Origin of the sequence: Desulfobacca acetoxidans DSM 11109 (assembly GCF_000195295.1) — a bacterium.
Lineage (GTDB): Bacteria > Desulfobacterota > Desulfobaccia > Desulfobaccales > Desulfobaccaceae > Desulfobacca > Desulfobacca acetoxidans.
The window spans coordinates 779,191-798,039 of record NC_015388.1 but is presented as its reverse complement, the minus strand read 5'-3'; the positions used below and the strand labels follow the sequence as shown (position 1 = coordinate 798,039).

Genomic DNA, 18,849 nt, shown 5'->3' with positions numbered 1-18,849 from the left:
AGAAATATTAGATTCTTCGCTACGATCAGAATGATAATAACCCTATAATACGAGTTTTGCAAAAACCTCCACTATCTTTATTTTTACCACAAAAGATGTATTTTGCAAAATGTTATAGGTAGATCGGCATATATAAGCAATTACATAAATCTAAAAATATAATTCCGCTAAAATAGCTGCCTTGGAGATCCCGGAGACAGCAAATGATTTTTTCCGGCACAAAAAAATATGCGTATTTCTGCTCTGCTTGGCAACCTCCAATGACCGGCAGGAGATGATTTTCCTTTTTTATATTTTTCCTCAGCTCTCAGGACAATGAACATAACTATCGCCCAACTCGATGCCGTAGTGGGAGACATTGACGGCAATGCCGCCCGAGCGGTCAAGGTATTTAGCGAAGCTGCCGGAAATTCCGATTTAGTTGTTTTCCCTGAGCTCTATTTGACAGCTTATCCACCTCGGGATCTCCTGGAAAAACACTCGTTGATCAACCGGGTCCAACAGGCGGTGGAAGAGTTGAGAGAAGTATCCGCTCGGCATCCGGAGACGGGGCTGCTCATCGGGGCCCCCGTACCTACCGGTCTGGCTACCGGTAAAGGGCTATATAACGCCGCTCTGTTAATCTACCAGGGGCAGATAAACTGGCAGGCGAAATCGCTGTTGCCCACTTACGATGTCTTTGATGAATCCCGTTACTTTGATCCTCCCGCCCTGGTTCGGGTGTTTCCCTTTAAAGACGAGATCCTTGGTGTATCCATCTGTGAAGATGCCTGGTATGAATATGACGCCAACGCCAGACGATTATATCTGTTCAACCCCATCCAGGAGCTGGCCCAACAAGGAGCAACAATTTTTATCAATATCTCCGCCTCCCCTTTTCATTGCGGCAAAGAAGAGATCCGCCGCCGACTTATCCAAGGACATTGCCAGGCCTATCAGGTGCCCTTTATCCTGGTTAACCAGGTAGGGGGCAATGATGAGTTGATTTTTGATGGCAGAAGCATGGTCCTTGACGCCCAAGGTACGCCCGTAGCGGTGTTGCCGGCCTTCGAAGAAGCCGTGGTAACAGTGGATACCTCTGTGTCTGGACGGGCGGAGATATATCAGCCGGCGGCGGAAATTGCTTCGGTACATGACGCCTTGATATTAGGACTGAAGGACTACTTGCGCAAATGTGGGTTCAGCAAAGCGGTGGTGGGATTGTCGGGCGGGATTGACTCGGCCGTGACCTGCTATCTAGCCCGGCAGGCGTTAGGGCTCGAGAATGTCCTGGGGGTGATCATGCCTTCGCTATATTCTTCCCCCGGCAGTATCGCTGATTCGGAACGTCTAGCCGATAATCTGGGAGTAAAAACCTGTACTGTGCCTATCACCCCGATATACCAGGCCTACCTGAGTTCCTTGCCGGCCTGTTTCCCGGTAGGCGATCTGGACGTGGCGTTGGAGAACATCCAGGCCCGTATCCGGGGCAATATTCTGATGGCGTTTTCAAACCGGTTGGGCTATATGGTCCTTTCTACCGGAAATAAGAGCGAATTAGCGGTGGGTTATTGCACCCTCTACGGCGATATGAGCGGCGGTCTGGCAGTGATCTCGGACGTCCCCAAGACCATGATCTACGATCTGGCCCGCTATATTAACCGCCAGAGAGAACTTATTCCGCAGGAGATTTTGACCAAACCGCCTTCCGCCGAACTGAGGCCGAACCAGAGGGATCAGGACACGTTGCCTCCGTATGAAATTCTGGATCAGATATTAGAATATTACATTAACGAAGGGTGGGGTTATCAGGAGATTGTGGATCGGGGCTTTGATCCCGAGACAGTGCGCTGGGTAATCCAAGCAGTGGACCGCAATGAATATAAGCGTCGACAGGCGGCCCCGGGTTTAAAGGTAACCTCAAAGGCTTTTGGCAGCGGCCGGAGGATGCCCATTGCAGCACGTTACGAGACCTAAGCCATTGAAACCATAGCAATAGTACGAAACTCTGGCGCCATAGTTGTTTTTATCTACCCGAACAGAATGAATGATCTTAGCCTGTCAGATACCTTACCAAGAAAAAAAGTTTCAAGTTTCAAGCTATTAAAAAAATTCTGCCCAGGCTGGGAGCCTCGCCAGCGGCAGAGGGTTTTCATGGTTTGCGGGTGCTTTACAGGTCATGAAAATTAAATTATTCATTACGCTCGGAATGACAAGCAAGGGAAAATTTAGTTTTGCCAGAACCTCATATGATAGTACAATATAAATGAGTATTTTTTTTCTTATCTGACCATCAGACAGGGAGCATAACAGCCATGAAGGTATATGTGCCTAAAAATTGCGAGCATTGCTATGGGCGAGGATGTATGTGTGAAGAAGATATGAATTACCTGCCGCCGGAGTACCTCCTCAGCGAGGAAGAATATCAGCAACTGCCGCCGCAAGAGCAAGAGAATTGGGTCATCGTCTCTACCTGCGGCTGCGTGCAGAATTAACCGGCGCAACCACAGGGCATCTGGAACGGGCGGGCATTCCCGCCTTTTTCTATTTGTGGTGACAGGGGAATGTCGGAAAAGATTGCAGGATCAAAAGGGAGAGAGGAACTATGCGGTCTGAACCGGTATTAGTTACAGGAGCTACGGGATATATCGGCGGACGCCTCATCCCGCATCTGTTGGCGGCTGGCTACCGAGTGCGGGCCTTGGGGCGCTCTCTCAGTAAGTTGCAATGCCGCCCCTGGGCCAGCCATCCTGCCGTGGAGCTGGCTCAGGGAGATGTCTTGGATCCGGCGTCCCTGAAGCAGGCGACCGAGGGCTGCTGGGCGGCTTATTACCTGGTGCATTCCATGATGGCGGCGCCGGATTCGTATACCACGGCCGACCGGACCGGGGCCCATAATATGGTGCAGGCCGCAACGGCGGCGAATTTAAACCGCATTATTTATTTGGGAGGCCTCGGGAAACCGGAAGACCCCCATTTGAGCGAGCATCTGCGCTCCCGCACCGAGGTCGCCCGCATCCTGCAATCCGGTCCGGTTCCCGTCACCTTTTTGCGGGCAGCGATGATCCTGGGTTCGGGCAGCGCCTCTTTTGAAATCCTGCGCTATCTGGTGGACCGGTTGCCAGTAATGATTACGCCACGGTGGCTGCGCAATCCGGTACAGCCGATAGCCGTCAGCAATGTCTTAAACTATCTGCAGGGTTGCCTGGAGCATGATGAGGTGCTGGGGCAGACCTTTGACATCGGTGGCCCGGACATCCTCTCATACCAGGAATTGTTCAACATTTATGCCAAAGAGGCTGGTCTGGCCAGACGGTTGATCATTCCGGTACCGGTACTGACTCCCGGATTGAGCTCCTGGTGGATTCATCTGGTGACACCGGTGCCTGCAGCCATCGCTCGGCCATTAGCCGAAGGCCTGCAAAATCCGGTGATTTGCCAGGAAAATCGCATCCGGGAAATCATCCCCCAAAAACTCTTGACCTGCCGCGAGACCATCCGACTGGCCCTAAATAAAATCAAGATGCAGCAGGTAGACACCTGTTGGACTGATGCCAGTGCCTCGGTCCCACCGGAGTGGGTCTATTGCGGTGATGTCAATTATGCTGGCGGGACCATCCTGGAATGCGGCTATCGGGTAACCCTGAGGGCAACGCCAGCCGCCGTCTGGCAGTCTCTGGTCAGCATCGGAGGGGAAAACGGTTGGTACTTCGGCAACATCCTGTGGAAAGTTCGGGGTTGGATCGATCGGCTCATCGGCGGCATCGGTTTCCGGAGTGGCCGGAGGCATCCTTCCGAGCTCTACGTCGGGGACGCCCTCGATTTCTGGCGAGTATTGCAGGTGGAGCCTGAGAGCCGCCTGCTGCTGCTCGCGGAGATGAAGGTACCCGGAGAAGCGATACTTGAATTTGCCATCATACCACTCGGTCCGGAATTGGTAGAGCTGCGGGAACTGTCCCGATTCCTGCCGCGAGGTTTAGCCGGCATCATCTATTGGTATAGCGTCTATCCCCTGCACCAATACGTTTTTAAAGGCATGCTTAGGGGCTTGGCAGACAGAATCGGTCGCCCGATCACAGCCGGACCGGAGCGTTTTACCCCCACACTGCCCCACGCCTGCCGTCTGCCGCGGAAAAAATGAAGATGTGGACATAATAGTAATCTGATGTCAAATATAGAGTAATTGAAAAAACTATTGGTGGCACAGGCGTCCCGCCTGTGCTCTTTATAAGACAATTTTACCAATCGGCGATCAGGGCTCGCCCCGAGATTTTTTATAGCGGTCATAAAGGTACCCGCCGACAACTCCGGCGCCGGCCCCGATAGCCGCTCCGGTTCCGGCCGAACCGGCGATGGCGCCGATGGCAGCACCGCCAGCCGCTCCGACGGCTCCGCCACTCAGGGTGCGTTGAGTAGTATACGACATACCCGAACAGCCCACTGCCAGAAAACTCACCAGCAAGACTAAGACAATGATTTTCCGCATGGTTTATCCTCTTTATTTTGTTGGTTCAGGCGGGCACAGTTTCGTAGCCCGTCGTACCATGACCTCTAACACGCTGGTTTTTATTTTCTCCGGATTTTCCTGATAATATTGATCGATATCTTTGACAACATCGCCTACGGCTTTGGCCTTTAGCTCCTCCACCAGCATCTTGGCAACGCAAAATCCCCGGCCCGCCCCGCCGATCTGACACTCGAAGTCAGCCATATTGCACACGCCTTTGACATACGTTATCCGGGCGTCATACGACAGATCCTGCCACAGGGTGCCGTCTAAGATGAAGGCCTGCTCCGCCGCCCAACCGGGAAAGACCACTATCAAAACCAAGACCAGGCAGCTAAGCACAAACAAACGGAAGGAATTAACTCTGTGCATCTTCAAGCTCCTGTATTTTTCTTTCATCATACCCAAGCTATTCTCGACTGTCAACGTTGATGAATAGACATTACATCGTTTTTGCTCTTCTTCCTGCAAACGGAAAGAACGGGCCGGATGACGGGGATGGATCATCTGGACATGGTCCGGTTTATTCGATGCTGATCTCGGGGAACCTGCGTTGGTGGCGGGGAGGCGGCGGTTGGCCTTCCAATCTCTCCAAGCGGGCCAGGATTTCTTCCAGCAGGGCCAGGCGCTGATTGATCTTCCAATACCAGCAGTTAAACTCGCGCAGCATCAGAAAGATGACAATGGCCCCGATGATCAGTAGGACATAAAAGAGATCTATTCCTAAAATCTGCATATTTGACAGTTATAGTTGGATTTTACAGATATCCGGGTAGTGACGATGTTGTTCGGCGTAGTCCAGGCCGTAGCCCACTAAAAAGCCTTGGTCTATTGAAAACCCGACATAGTCCAGAGGCACAGAGACAGTGCGACGCTCTGTCTTATCGATCAGGCAACAGATTTTCAAACTCTCGGGTCGGCGGGTTTGGAGATGCTGCAGGAGAAATGCCATGGTAAGGCCGCTATCGACGATGTCCTCGACGATGAGCACGTGTTGGTCTTTGAGTGATATCTCCACGTCCTTGCGGACCAAGACCTCCCCGGAAGAAGTTGAGCCTTGGCCGTAGCTGCTCAGATGGACAAAATCTATCCGGACCGGCATCTTCAGCAGCCTTACCAAGTCGGCTAAAAAGATGAAGACTCCCTTGAGCACCCCGATAATCACCAGCTCCTGATTGTCGTAATCATGGTTGATCCGGGTGGCCAGGTCATAGACCTGCTCCTGAATCCGCTGCCGGGAAATAACAGGCGTTATGACAGGCGACATAGAAATCCCGAAAGAGAAGGTGTTGATTCTCCGACTGACTTTAATGGGGTGGGGGAAAACCCCACCCGGGTTGTTGTCTATTTTAGCCTTTGACGATGCGGACGGCTTCCCGAATCATCTGATTGGTGTAACCCCACTCATTGTCATACCAGCTCATCACCTTTACCAGATCGCCGTCCACGACCGTAGTCATGCTAGGATCGAAGATAGAGGCTCGGCTGTCGCGGATGACATCGGAGGAGACAATCTCATCTTCGGCATAGCCCAGAACGCCCTGGTAACGGGGTCCGGCTGCTTCTTCTTTAAATATCTGATTGATTTCAGCCACTGTAGTGGGGCGGGCGCTCAGGAGAACAATATCCACCAGAGAGCCCACTGGGACTGGCCCGCGCACGGCCACGCCGTCAAATTTGCCTTTGAGCTGGGGCAAGGCGACGGTAGTGGCCTTGGCGGCGCCGGTGGAAGTGGGCACGAAGTTGGCCGCGCCGGCCCGGCCGCGCCTGACTTTTTTCGCCGGACCATCGACGATGGCCTGGGACGAGGTATAGGCGTGAATAGTGGTCATGAGCGCCTTCTTGATACCGATATGGCGATCGATGATCTCCATCACCGGGGCAATGCAGTTGGTAGTGCAGCTCGCGCTGGAGATAATCTGGCATCGGCCTTCAGGGGTGTTGACGCAGTGCACCACCATCGGGATTTCGCCATCGCCTTTTACCGGAGCCGAGAGGATGACGTTTTTGGCGCCGGCCTGGATGTGTTTTTCCAGACCCTCTCTGCTGGTAAAGACGCCGGTGCATTCTAAGACGACATCGATGTCAAGTTCCTTCCAGGGCAGCTTGGTGGGATCTTTTTCACTAAAAAATTGTATCTCTTTGTCTCCCACCCGTAAGATGCCGCCAACGGCCGATACCGGTCGGTCATAGCGGCCGTAAACCGTATCGTATTTTAGGAGATAAAGCAGGTTGTCCATCCCCATCAGATCATTTACGGCGGCCAGATCGAGTTCCGGGGTGTTGAGGATAATCTTTAACGCCGCCCGGCCGATTCTCCCCATGCCATTAATTGCAACCTTTGCCATCGACGACCTCCTTTGTAATTGTCATTATTTATAAGTTCCCATGTTCTCAAGAACACAACGAAGCATAAAAACAGTCGACTTCCAACGGATTGCCAGGTGTCATTACCTCTTACCTCTTACCCCTTACCTATAACCTGTTTTTATATAAGTCCACATGTTCTGCCGAACACAACGAAGCATAAAAACAGAATCGTGGCGGCTGCTCACAATAATGTTTTTGCTGCTCACGGCTCACGGCTCACTGTTTTTATATAAGTTCACATGTTCTGCCGAACACAACGAAGCATAAAAACAGAATCGTGGCGGCTGCTCACAATAATGTTTTTGCTGCTCACGGCTCACGGCTCACTGTTTTTATATAAGATACCGGCTATCCGTTAAAAATAACCCTATATTTCCTTCATCCTAACCCTTTCTTAGAAGAAGGGAATCAGGAAAAACCAAAAACCCGAAAAAAAGTTATTTTTTTATTAACCTGAAACTCGGAAATCGAAACTTATTCTCTGATTAATTGTTATTGCCTAGCGGCCACCCGCGAACTAGAAAAATCATCTGCCGGTGGCCCAGGCTTCCAGCCTAGGTAGAATTTTTTTTATTAGCTCGAAACTTTTTTCTTGGTAACAAATTTTCAGATAAGCCAGTGACGTGGAATAGCCTAAAAGTGTTGATTAATCTGTACTATACTTTATTTCGTAATCGGAGGCAACGGTTTGGATTCCCCTTTAATGGCCTGTATTGCCTGAACCGGAAGATACGTTGTCTCGGTTTCCGGAAGGTAGACCACGACCCCTTCGAGGGGAAGAACCTCTTCCCCCCAATAGAGGAGGTTTTTGTTCACCGGCAACGATGCCTGCCGGTCATGATAACTGATCCTGACTACCGGATTATAAGGGTCGGTGTGATCAAGCCGCACCGCCTGGGCCGGGAAGGCTTGCCGGGCCTCGACAAAGAGACGTGCACTAAGCAGGTTTAGATCCAGATCCATGGCCTCAGCGGTGAGGCGACCGATGTCAGGGGCATCGAGCAGACCGACGGGACGATGGGGGCCGCAGGCGAACAAAGGGATATCACCGCCGGTGTGCCCGTGGGTGGTCCAGCCGATATCAGTGTATTTCGGGCAGATTACCTCTCCAAAGGCGTTGTGGGCATTCTTGCCGTACTGTTCCGCTTTCTTGAGGATCTCCTGGGCATCTTTCTCGGTCAGTTGTATTCCCCAATATCTGATAACCGTGTCCTTGATTTTTTCAGGGGTCTTATCTTTGCCCACCCGACGCCAAAGGGTGGGTGCGGAAAGCTGCATTTTCTTCAGGGGGGCAATGAGGGCTTCCGGCTGCAACCGGGTATAATAATGATCAGAGCACTGATTGCCGATGCTCATGCCGCCGGTATTGTGGTCCGGTAAGGCCAGGAGTAAGGTCTGGCCATCTTTCTGGGCAAAATCTAAAGCTGCCTGAACTGCCCGGTCAAACATAAGCAGATCGCCAATCAGATGGGCCGGATCGTGGGCGTGGCAGGCCCAATCAATCTGGGAACCTTCCACCAGAAGAAAAAAGCCGGCCGGATTAGCGGACAAGAGTTGAATGGCCTTGCGGGTCATTTCCGCCAGTGAGGGTTGTTCGGGAGCACATTCCAGGCGGTCAATTTCAGCTTCGAGGTGGTTGGACGCAAACAGCCCGAAGACTTTACCTTTGTCAAGCTTGTGCAGTTCCGTCCGGTTCTGGATAACCCGATAGCCATGGGTCTGCAGCACACTGATAAGGTCTTCCTGATCTTGCCGGTTACCCCCGGCGGATTGGGGCCGGAAATATTTTTTCCCTCCGCCCATAACCACATCGATATTTTGGTACACAGCCTGCTCTGTGATGTCCTCATCCATTTTCCGGGAGGGTGTATGCGCCATATAGGTAGCCGGCGTGGCGTGGCTGATGCGGCAGGTGACCACTACACCGGTGGACTTTCCCAATAAGCGTGCCCCTTCCAGGACGGTAGCGCAAGGTTGTCGCGGCGTTTTTAGGGTGTGAGCGGGCGCTGGAGGAATAGTTGTAGTTTTAGGACTTAAACTGACCACCCCGCTATTGGTGCGAACCCCGGCAGCATACGCAGTGCCAGCCGAGGCAGAGTCGGGGATGACCGAATCGGCATTATATGTCTTGACTGCTCCTACCCGAATGGCGTCTAGGGCTAAGGGACTTCCCTTGTACCAGCGGGCCAGAGTGAGCTGTTCGTCCCCGCAACCATCCATGATCAGGACGATGACGTTCTTGACCGCGGCTATTGCTGTTGCGGGATAAACGAGGGAAAGAACAATGACAATCAGCATGATCGGACGGAGAATAAATTGCTGGAGGACCGTAGCGTTAGGGCTTCCCATATCCGGCGATGATGAATGATTTCCCATGATAAGTGCCGTCACTGTCCTGCGACATGGAACTATAAGGTGTTTAAAGAATTTTCATAATACTTCGGTTGCTGAGGGCAAACACAAGGTTCGCCTCCACATGGCATTATCTCTTCCCATTAAAATGGGTTGTTTCGCATCGGCTTTTTTTTCGTTCGAGGGTGTCCCATCCGATGAATTAAATTGCCTTTAACAGCGATTCGAACTGCGCACCCTTACTGTGTTTGATGTCGATAGCCATCGCCGGGCAGGTGGCGCAGCAGTTGCCGCAGCCATGGCAGGAGGCCGGGTCGATGACGATGCTGTCCAATTCCCGGTTGAACTCGGGCACGCCATAGGGACAGGCCCGCAGGCAATTAAGGCAGCCGACACAGGCATCCGGGTTGACATACGCCACGGCACCGCTGATTTCCATAGTGGCCCGGGAAAGGATGCCCATAGCCCGTGCCGCGGCCCCTTTTCCCTGGGCAATAGCCTCCTCGGTAAACTTAGGTGAATGGGCCGTTCCCGCCAGGAAAAACCCGTCACTGGTAAAATCCAGGGGCCGCAGCTTAATGTGGGCCTCCAGGAAGAAACCGTCCATGTCCAAAGACAGCTTGTAGACCCGGGCGGCTTCGGCCATGCCGGGGCTGGGACGCAGCGCCGCAGCCAACACCAGGCAATCAGCCGGCAGGAGGATGTTGGTCCGCAGGTTTTGATCAAAGACCGAGACTCTGAGGCCATCCGCTTCTGTTACCACCTCTGGTTTGTTTTCCCGATCAAAGCGGATAAAACGCACCCCCAGTTCTCGCGCCTTCTGATAGTAGAGTTCATTGAACCCGAACGTACGAATATCCCGGTAGAGTATAGCAACCTGGGCCGATGGGTCTTTTTCCTTAATCCAGATGGCGTTATTGATGGCTTTGGTGCAGCAGACCCGCGAGCAGTAAGGATGTTCGGGCTCCCTGGAGCCGACGCACAGGATCATGACGACACTGCCGCCTGGGGTTGGCTGCCACCCGCCAGCAGACTTCTCCTCCAGTTCCATTAAGGTCATAATCCGGTCAGATTGACCATAAAGATATTCTTCCGGCCGATATTCTACTGCGCCTGGCGCCAGTATGGCGGCACCGTGGAAAACTTCCCTGCGACTGCCGTCGCCGGTCTGCACAATGCTGGTAAATCTCCCCAGATGGCCGTTGAAATCAACAACCTTGGCTTCGGTAAGGACTTCGATCCGTGGATGGTTTCGCACCCGCCGGATCAACTCTTCCATGAAAGGGGTGACCAAGTGGCCGTCCCGGGTGAAGTGCGGCCGCCGGGCCATCCCCCCCAGTTCGGGTGTTTTTTCCACCAAGGTGGCTTCGTAGCCGGCCTCAGCCAAGGTCAGGGCCGCAGTCATGCCAACCAGACCGCCGCCGATAACCAGGCCGCGCTGGACTACTTTAAACTGAGTCTCCCGAAATGACTCCAGCTTCAGGGCTCGCCCGACTGCCATCCGGATGAGGTCCTTGGCCAACTCGGTCGCTCGCGCCGGTTCTCCCTGGTGAACCCAGGAATCCTGATCCCTGATGTTGGCCATTTCAAAGAGATACTTATTGAGACCGGCCTGGCGTAGATTGTCCTGAAAGAGAGGTTCGTGGGTTCGGGGGCTGCAGGAGGCCACCACTACCCGATTCAGCTTATGCGCTTCGATAATCTCCTTCATTTTCTCCAGAGAATCGTTGGCACAGGTAAAGGTGTAATGATCGGCGTAGGTGACGTAGGGAAGGGTCTTGACGTATTCAGTGACCTGGGCCACGTCCACGACCCCGGCGATATTGATGCCGCAGTGGCAGACAAAGACGCCCACTCGGGGTTCTTCTTGCGAAACGTCTCTCTCAGGGGGATAGGTCTTCTGTGACAACATGCTGCCCTGGGCCTCGGTCAGTAAGGCGGCGGCAGAGGCGGCGGCAGACAAAGCTTGGGTCACGGTCTCGGGAATATCCTTCGGGGCCTGATAAACGCCGCAGGTAAAGACGCCGTCACGGGAGGTAGCCACCTCATCAAAAGGACGGCTAATCGCATAATTCCATGGGTTAGTCTCGATACCCAAACACTCTCCCAACGGCAGGGCATCCGGGTGCACGTCCAGTCCGACTGACAAAACCACCAGATCAAATTCCTCTGTGGCAATAGTGCCGTTGGCGTCTACGAAGGAAAGTTCCAGGTTCTTGGTCTGGGGTTTCTCGGCGATGCGAGAGATCATTGAGCGGACATAGCGGACGCCGATTTCCTGCGCCCGTTCATAATAGCGGTCGAAACCTTTGCCATGGGCCCGCATGTCAATAAAGAAGATACTAGGTTCCACCTGAGCATCGTGTTCTTTGGCGATGATTGACTGCTTAGTGGCGTACATACAACAGACCGAGGAGCAGTAATTCCGGTTGATAGACTTGTCCCGGGAACCGACGCACTGAATCCAGGCGATCTTTTTAGGAGACTGACCGTCAGAAGGACGTTGAACGTGGCCATGAAACGGTCCGGTAGCAGACAGAATGCGTTCGAACTCCAGAGCCGTGACGACGTTGGCGTAGCGCCCGTAGCCATACTCAGCTTTCTGCCGGGCGTCAAAGGGGCGGTAGCCGGGGGCCAGAATAATCGCTCCTACCTGGAGTTCCTGGAGCTGCGGTCGTTGATCATGAATGATGGCCCCAGCCTGGCAGGCCGCCACGCACTGCATACACTCGGAGCAGCCGCCGCAGTTTAAGCACCGCGCCGCCTCGGCTCTGGCCTGCTCTTCGGTATAACCCAGCTTCACTTCATCAAAACAGGTGCAACAGAGTTCGTGCGGCAGTTGGGGCATGCCCTGACGAGGATGCTTCTCTTCATCCAGGGGAATGTCCATCCAGTGCTGCATGGCCTTGGCTTCTTCACTCAACCCCCGGCCCGCACCCAGGTCCCGGCCCCATAGAAACCGGTCAATAGATTCAGCCGCTTCTTTGCCTCCGGCCACGGCGCCGATGGCGATCCAGGGGCCGACGTGGACATCACCGGCAGCGAAGACGCCTTCCCGGGAGGTCATATAGGTGATCGGGTCGGCTTCGATGGTGCCCCACCGCGTGGTCCGGATGCCTGCACCGGTGATGCCGTTGAGGTTTGCCCGCTGGCCGATAGCGGGGACGATCATGTCGCAGTCCACCACAAATTCGGTCCCAGGTTTGGGGATAGGCCGCCGCCGCCCGGAAACGTCGGATTCTCCCAACTCCATGCGGATGCATTGCAGCCCCACGGTTACGCCGTCTTGGACGATGACTTCCTGGGGGGCGATTAGGTATTGGATATCGATGTCTTCACATTCGGCTTCTTCAATTTCCTCGATATTGGCCGGCATTTCCGTGCGGGTGCGGCGATAGAGGATGGTCACCTCCGAACCCAGCCGCCTGGCGGAGCGGGCGACGTCAAAAGCCACATTGCCGCCGCCGATAACCACGACCTTTTTGCCGATCGCCGGTTCTTGACCCAAAGCCAGCTGGCGCAAGAGATCAACTCCCTGAATAACCCCGGCAGCCTCCTCTCCGGGGATGCCCAGTTCCCCGCCCATGTGACACCCGAGACCCAGAAAGACCGCCTTGTAACCATTTTTAAAAAGATCATCCAGGGAAAAATCTGCTCCCAGGGCGGTGTTGGTCTTGATCTCGACGCCCCATCGCTGGATGTAGGCAATTTCCTGGTCCAACACGGTCTTGGGCAGACGATAGTCGGGGATGCCGACGCGCAGCATGCCTCCTGCAACCGGCAGGGCCTCGAAGATCGTGCACTGATAGCCTCGCCGGGCCAGTTGATAGGCGCAGGAAAGACCCGCCGGGCCGGAACCGATAATAGCGATTTTTTCCTTCTTTTTGGCTATCATGGGAATGGTCAGGCTGGCTGGATCCACCTGATCGGCGGCAAAGCGCTTCAGGTTGCAGATGGCTATGGCTTCGTCTATTTCTTGCCGGCGGCAGGCGCTCTCACAGGGATGCGGGCAGATGCGGCCCAGAACCCCCGGCAGGGGCAGGTCGTCCATGATTAACCTGACCGCTTCCTCGTATTTCCCCACCTTAATCAGTTGCACATATCCCTGAACTTTGATATTCGCCGGACAGGCGTTGACACAGGGAGGCCGGTCAAACTTTTTAATAGCATACTGGGCCGGAATGGCCTGTGGAAAATGCTGATAAGCAGCCCGGCGGAGGCCCATTCCCTCATCGAAGGCCGAAGGCATTTCCACCGGACAGACCTTGGCACAGTCGCCGCAGGCATTGCATTTTTCTAAATCAATGTACCGTGGCTGTTGTAAAAGGGTGACGGAAAAATTGCCGGGCTCTCCTTCCACCTTCTTGACCTCGGCCTGGGTGATAATCTCAATATCAGGATGCATACCTACTTCGATCAGTTTCGGGGAGAGCATACAGGTCGAACAATCGTTGGTGGGAAAGGTTTTGTCCAATTTCGCCATAATGCCGCCCAGGGAGATATCCTTTTCCACCAGATAAACTTTGAAACCGGCGTTGGCAGTGTCCAGCGCGGCTTGCTGACCGGCGATGCCGCCACCAACCACCATCACTGCCCCGATGGTTTTTTTTGCGTCCGTCACCATAGAAGTTCCTGTTGTAAGTCTGAAGTCATATTTTCTGCAACCGAAAATCCGGTTGCGGATTAAAATATAGTTATATCAAGCCCTTGTCCTGCAGCAGGGGCAAGGGATCGACAAAGTGGCGGCTAAGCCAGGTCTGAACGTCCGGGTGGCCCAGTGCCAGACCGATCAGTTCAGTAAAATAGAGCACTGGCAGGTAATAATTTTGGCCGGTGTTCCGGGCGATTCGCTCCTGCGAGATATCCAGATTGGCCTGGCACATCTGGCAGGAGACCACGAAACATTCCGCTCCGGCCTCGAGGGCCCGATCATAGAGGCGCTTGACCAGGGTGTCGATAATATCAGGCCGGGAAATCGTAAAGCCCGCCCCGCAACAATCGGTCTTGTAGGACCAGGGGTATGGATCGGCGCCCAAAGTTTTTACGAGTCTGTCCATATTGGTAGGGTTTTCACAATTCCTGCTGCTAGTGATCTTAGGCGGCCGGGCCACCATGCAGCCGTAATAGCAGACGGTCTGCAGACCCTTTAGGGGCTTGGCAATTCTGTCTCTGATCTGATCCAGGATTGCCTCTTGAGTCAAAAAATCCAGCAGATCCCAGACCCTTATGGTACCTTGGTAATCCATCCCGAGCGATGCCTGCTCGGGTCCCAGCAGGGCGTGTTCCGCCGCCTTAAGGCGATTAAAGCACAGAGCGCAGGGGACGACGACATCCTGGCCGATTCCTTCGGCATGGACCAGATTACGGGCCGGAAGGGCCAGGGATAGGTATTTGTTGAGGCTGTGCGCCGCAGTAGCGCCGCAGCAGTTCCAGTCCGGAATTTCCTCAAGCTGGACGTCCAGCAAACCCGCCACCGCCTCAATAGACTCCTCATAATCTCTGGCGCTGTGCTCCAGGGAACAACCAGGGTAGTAGGAAACTTTCATATTTTCATCCTACGACTTTGCTTTCTTAAAAAGGTTCTTCAACTCCGCCTTGGCCTGCACCTTCTGGGGCGGTTTGATACTGAGACGTCCTTTCTGAAACATTTTGAAACCCAGCTTAAGGTCGTCCGTCATGGCACCGGTCATCAGTTTGGTCAAAAGGCCCTTCCGCCGCAAGGCAAACAGGCCCATCAGAAGCGGTTCGTTCAGCCGCCCTCCCGAAAGTCGAATGTCAGCCAGAAAGGACCTATGAAAGGCCAGCACGTCTCGCTGCGGCGACGGTCGACCGGATTTAACAGCCTGTTCTTTAAGGTAGTCCATGACGCCGGCAATATCAATATCGTTGGGGCAACGCGTTGTGCAGGTTTCACAGGCGGAGCAGACCCAGATGGTATTGCTGCTCAGAACCAGGTCTTTTTGACCTAGCGCCGACAACCGGATGATCTGATGGGGCAGCAAGTCCATGGCAAAGGTGAGCGGGCAACCCGAAGAACATTTCGTACATTGATAACAATCCGTCACGGCGATGTGGCGGTCTTGCAGGATTTCATCGCTAAAACTAAAATCCGGCGTCAAATTTTGGGGTAAAGCCGTTTCCATCGGCGCTCCTCGAAGTATGGCATTTCACTCGCGGCGATGACAAAGATTTTCTTCTCGCCTGTCTGCTGTTTTGAACGAGACAAAGAATCTTGTATAAAAACAGTGAGCCGTGAGCCGTGAGCCGTGAGCAGCAAAAACATTATTGTGAGCAGCCGCCACGATTCTGTTTTTATACTTCGTTGTGTTCGGCAGAACATGTGCACTTATATAAAAACAGTGAGCCGTGAGCCGTGAGCAGCAACAACATTATTTTGAGCAGCCGCCACGATTCTGTTTTTATGCTTCGTTGTGTTCGGCAGAACATGTGCACTTATATAAAAACAGTGAGCCGTGAGCCGTGAGCAGCAACAACATTATTTTGAGCAGCCGCCACGGTTCTGTTTTCATGCTCCGTTGTGATCACCAGGACATGCCAATTTGTATGTCAGGAATTTAAGATTCTTCCAAACGATCAGGACAGCTAGCAAATTGGCAAGAAAATCAGTGCCATGTAAGTGAGAGGCTATTGTATCCTGCGGTCGAGCGGGGGATCAGACTACCAGGGGGGCAATGCGCCGCACCCTTCAATATCAAACCGAAGATGTCTAAAAACTTAAACCCGTTGGCCACATTATAAGATAATCGCAACAGTCTCAATTCCTGGCAATCAATGGAATATTCAGTTCTTTAATGATCGACTCCCAATTGATTCAAGTAATCTATTTAACTCAAGAGAAATATAAAATCAATCATTGGATCGGCTTCGGGGCAGTGGCGGGAAGCTGGCCATTCCGGACCATAATAAATAATAATAAATATTTCTTGAAAAAATTCAAGCTCCGAAGCCTCAGTTGTATAGTCAAAATCTTCCGGGAATTTATTTCACAAACTCAGTTAGCTGATTTCTGAGCAATTTTCGTTAGCGCCTCCTCAAGACTTTCCCGTAGCTCCGCCGCCTCGGTATCGACCAGGGCAGCTTCCAGAACCGGCAGCCAGGATGAGTCACCCCACTCGCCGATAAGATAGAGGATATCACCCTGCACCGCCATCTCATGCTGAGGATACTCCTGCCACAGCCAGGGCAAAACGCTGGCGGCCAGGACGGGGTCGACTTCACCTATCGCCTCCACCGCCACCATGGCCCCCAAGCGGACGTTGATCTCCGGATGCGTCAACAACGGCAGAAAATTGGTAAAGATAGCGCCATGGGCCAACATCATCTCAGCTACCCGCGCCGCCTGCCCGTCGGTGAGCATTCTTTCTAAAAAAGCCGCCGGCAGTTGGGCGGGGTCGGCCTTTTCCAATAGGTCCAGGAGCTCGTCCACCTGAAAAGCCCCGGTGAGCCGGTAGACGCCGTTTACCAACAGGGTCGGAACCGCTTTAATCTCAAACTGCCGGGCCGTTTCCAGAAACAGACTGGCATCGATTAAGGTGATCAGGGCCTGAGGTGGCACTATCGTGAGAGGAATCAGGCGTCGGACCATCTGAGGACAAAAAGGGCACTGAGGGGAGATGAAAATGGTCAACTCCGGGGCCAGGGGCAACTGTTGCCACCGATTCCGCCAGGTCTCTTCCCCGACCGAAACAGCGCCGTTCAAAGCCGCTAGAATTTCTCCCAACAGGATCAGCTTGATGCCCTCCGGCACGGCGTGATATCGCCAGACTTTCCCGACCGCCAACCCTGGAAGCTCATCTTCGGGAATGGCTTCGGTGATGACCGGCGTTGATGGGACATGTTGTTTGAATAACTCCAAGAACGGCATCAGCAGGTCGCTCTCCGGCCGTTGATTCTTAAGAAACCGCAAGGGGAGTGATCGGGTCAATTTGACCTGCCATTGCTGCAGATCGCATATGTCAGATGCTGTCAGCCCCATACTGCTAGGCCTTTCTTTGCGTAAATGATCGCTGAGTTGTGAGCTGAGATCCAAAGAGGTTGATGAAATACGGGGAAATTGATTGTATGTCTGGAAAAAAGAGGGGGTGGGGAGTCATCCCCTTCTTTGCGATCCGTCAATTTAGGCAATTGGGTGTTGTTCATGAGTTTGAAGAAGCAGCGATACAATTCTAATATAAATTTTGAATATTAGCAGAGCTTAAACCATTTGCAAAGTTTAATCTGGATCAAAGGCGAAACCGATGCATGGCGATGCTTAATTACTGGAAACTACGCGATATGATGACAGACTCAAATTAAATGCCAACAGGCTAGTTCCTCAACATATTAACGGCTTTGAAATTACCCTGTCCCAAAAACAAAAAAAGCTTGACAGATATTCATCTCGGAATGTAATGTTTTACACGTCAAACATTTTGAAGGAATTGATGCATGAACTGTCAAAACTCCCTACGGTGGGAGCTGATGGCGGACTCCAGGGGCAGGGGATTTTTACAGCCTTAGATATGGAGCTATCCATCAGGCCGCAACCACCGGCGGCCTCATCCTGGAGGCAACTGCCGTAGGCCCATGGGGTAGGACCTAATCAAAAAATGAATCTGGGTTAATTTTTTTTTTGTCCTAAATGTTTGATATATCATACATTGTATTAATCATCATACATTTATCTGGGTTGGTCGGATAAAGTTGGGCGGCAAAAGGGCCTGGCAGAGCGCGGTGGCGTAATTTTAACGGTAAGCGGTGTGAGTTAGATAAAAAAAGTTAAAGCCAGCAAAGGAAAATAATCATGGAAAACCCGGAGTTGCACGGCATTCCGGAAACAATGCTCATCAATCTGTGGGCCCGCGCCGCGGAATCCCGGCGGTCGCATCCCATCATCGTCGATGACAAGGCCGGCGAAATTGTGGCCTGCCTCCACTATGATTTTTCCCGCTTTGAGAGGGCCTGGATGACGCAAGTTGGCGTTTCCATCCGGTCGATGCTGCTGGACGCGGCCACCCGGGATTTCCTGAAACGCCACCCCCAGGGCATCATCATTAATCTGGGCGCGGGTCTGGACACGCGTTTCGAGCGTCTAGGCCTCCCGCAGGTTCGCTGGTATGACCTGGATGTGCCCGAGGCCATCGCCCTGCGGCAACGGTTTTTCTCTAAAGACCGGTTGGATCATTGTATCGCCAAATCCATCTTCGATTATTCCTGGATAGACAACCTGGGCGCCAGGGACGATCCGGTTCTCTTCATCGCCGAAGGTGTATTGATGTACTTCGCCATAGATGAGGTGAAGTCTTTTTTGGCGCACCTTATTCCCCGGTTTCCCGGAGCGGAGATGCTGGTCGACGTGCTCGGGCCGCTGCTTGCGGGCCGGAGCAAATACAACGACTCGATCAAGAAGATCGACAGCACCGTGGAGTTTAAGTGGGGAATGAAGAACAGCCGGGAGTTGGAAACCTGGCATGCAGGCCTGCGATTGGTGGAGGAATGGCACTACCTTGACTACTGCAAGGATCGGTGGGGCTGGGTCGGCTTCCTCATGCGACTTCCTCTACTAAGATCACGATTGTCGTGCAGAATCGTACACTTGCATTTCACCTCGCCATGAGTCTATCCCTTTCTGTGAGGTGCCG

Annotated in this window: 14 protein-coding genes; 4 read left to right on the top strand and 10 right to left on the bottom strand. The window is 53.1% G+C overall.

The annotated features are described in order from the left end of the window. Positions 1 to 315: 315 nt before the first annotated feature. The 3 genes from DESAC_RS03355 (at position 316) to DESAC_RS03350 (ending at position 4,120) form a co-directional block, all read left to right on the top strand. Positions 316 to 1,956, top strand: a complete 1,641-nt coding sequence (locus DESAC_RS03355; protein ID WP_013705673.1) for an NAD+ synthase — start codon at positions 316 to 318, stop codon at positions 1,954 to 1,956. 389 nt (positions 1,957 to 2,345) lie between these two features. Continuing rightward, positions 2,346 to 2,474 (top strand): hypothetical protein, encoded by a 129-nt coding sequence (locus DESAC_RS16730; RefSeq protein ID WP_258164926.1) that lies wholly within the window; start codon positions 2,346 to 2,348, stop codon positions 2,472 to 2,474. Positions 2,475 to 2,584: 110 nt separating this feature from the next. Continuing rightward, complete coding sequence (locus tag DESAC_RS03350; RefSeq protein WP_013705671.1) at positions 2,585 to 4,120, top strand: SDR family oxidoreductase; 1,536 nt, start codon at positions 2,585 to 2,587, stop codon at positions 4,118 to 4,120. 111 nt (positions 4,121 to 4,231) lie between these two features. Here the strand turns inward: DESAC_RS03350 and DESAC_RS03345 are convergent, their stop codons facing one another. The 10 genes from DESAC_RS03345 to DESAC_RS14985 all read right to left on the bottom strand — a co-directional run bounded on the left by DESAC_RS03345 (position 4,232) and on the right by DESAC_RS14985 (position 17,204). Then, the gene (locus DESAC_RS03345) at positions 4,232 to 4,465 is read right to left on the bottom strand and encodes a YMGG-like glycine zipper-containing protein (RefSeq protein WP_013705670.1); all 234 of its coding nucleotides are present in this window, start codon (positions 4,463 to 4,465) and stop codon (positions 4,232 to 4,234) included. Positions 4,466 to 4,477: 12 nt separating this feature from the next. Beyond that, positions 4,478 to 4,858, bottom strand: a complete 381-nt coding sequence (locus DESAC_RS03340) for a hypothetical protein (protein WP_013705669.1) — start codon at positions 4,856 to 4,858, stop codon at positions 4,478 to 4,480. Between the two features lie 151 nt (positions 4,859 to 5,009). Next, complete coding sequence (locus DESAC_RS03335; RefSeq protein ID WP_013705668.1) at positions 5,010 to 5,222, bottom strand: hypothetical protein; 213 nt, start codon at positions 5,220 to 5,222, stop codon at positions 5,010 to 5,012. A 9-nt stretch (positions 5,223 to 5,231) separates the two neighbouring features. After that, entirely contained in the window at positions 5,232 to 5,753 is a 522-nt protein-coding gene (gene hpt, locus DESAC_RS03330) for a hypoxanthine phosphoribosyltransferase (protein WP_013705667.1), read from the bottom strand. A gap of 82 nt (positions 5,754 to 5,835) precedes the next feature. After that, positions 5,836 to 6,834: a type I glyceraldehyde-3-phosphate dehydrogenase gene (gap, locus tag DESAC_RS03325; RefSeq protein ID WP_013705666.1), complete on the bottom strand. Its 999-nt coding sequence runs from the start codon at positions 6,832 to 6,834 to the stop codon at positions 5,836 to 5,838. A 685-nt stretch (positions 6,835 to 7,519) separates the two neighbouring features. Beyond that, positions 7,520 to 9,232 carry an alkaline phosphatase gene (locus DESAC_RS03320; RefSeq protein WP_083800184.1) on the bottom strand — a complete coding sequence of 571 codons (1,713 nt, stop codon included), beginning with the start codon at positions 9,230 to 9,232 and terminating at the stop codon, positions 7,520 to 7,522. Between the two features lie 178 nt (positions 9,233 to 9,410). After that, positions 9,411 to 13,832, bottom strand: coding sequence for an FAD-dependent oxidoreductase (locus DESAC_RS03315; protein WP_013705664.1), 4,422 nt, complete (start codon positions 13,830 to 13,832; stop codon positions 9,411 to 9,413). A gap of 70 nt (positions 13,833 to 13,902) precedes the next feature. Then, positions 13,903 to 14,754 (bottom strand): CoB--CoM heterodisulfide reductase iron-sulfur subunit B family protein, encoded by an 852-nt coding sequence (locus DESAC_RS03310; RefSeq protein WP_013705663.1) that lies wholly within the window; start codon positions 14,752 to 14,754, stop codon positions 13,903 to 13,905. 9 nt (positions 14,755 to 14,763) lie between these two features. Next, entirely contained in the window at positions 14,764 to 15,351 is a 588-nt protein-coding gene (locus DESAC_RS03305) for a 4Fe-4S dicluster domain-containing protein (protein WP_013705662.1), read from the bottom strand. Positions 15,352 to 16,220: 869 nt separating this feature from the next. Further along, complete coding sequence (locus tag DESAC_RS14985; RefSeq protein ID WP_013705660.1) at positions 16,221 to 17,204, bottom strand: thioredoxin domain-containing protein; 984 nt, start codon at positions 17,202 to 17,204, stop codon at positions 16,221 to 16,223. A gap of 807 nt (positions 17,205 to 18,011) precedes the next feature. Here DESAC_RS14985 and DESAC_RS03290 point away from each other — a divergent pair. Next, positions 18,012 to 18,824 carry a class I SAM-dependent methyltransferase gene (locus tag DESAC_RS03290; protein ID WP_013705658.1) on the top strand — a complete coding sequence of 271 codons (813 nt, stop codon included), beginning with the start codon at positions 18,012 to 18,014 and terminating at the stop codon, positions 18,822 to 18,824. Positions 18,825 to 18,849 lie beyond the last annotated feature (25 nt).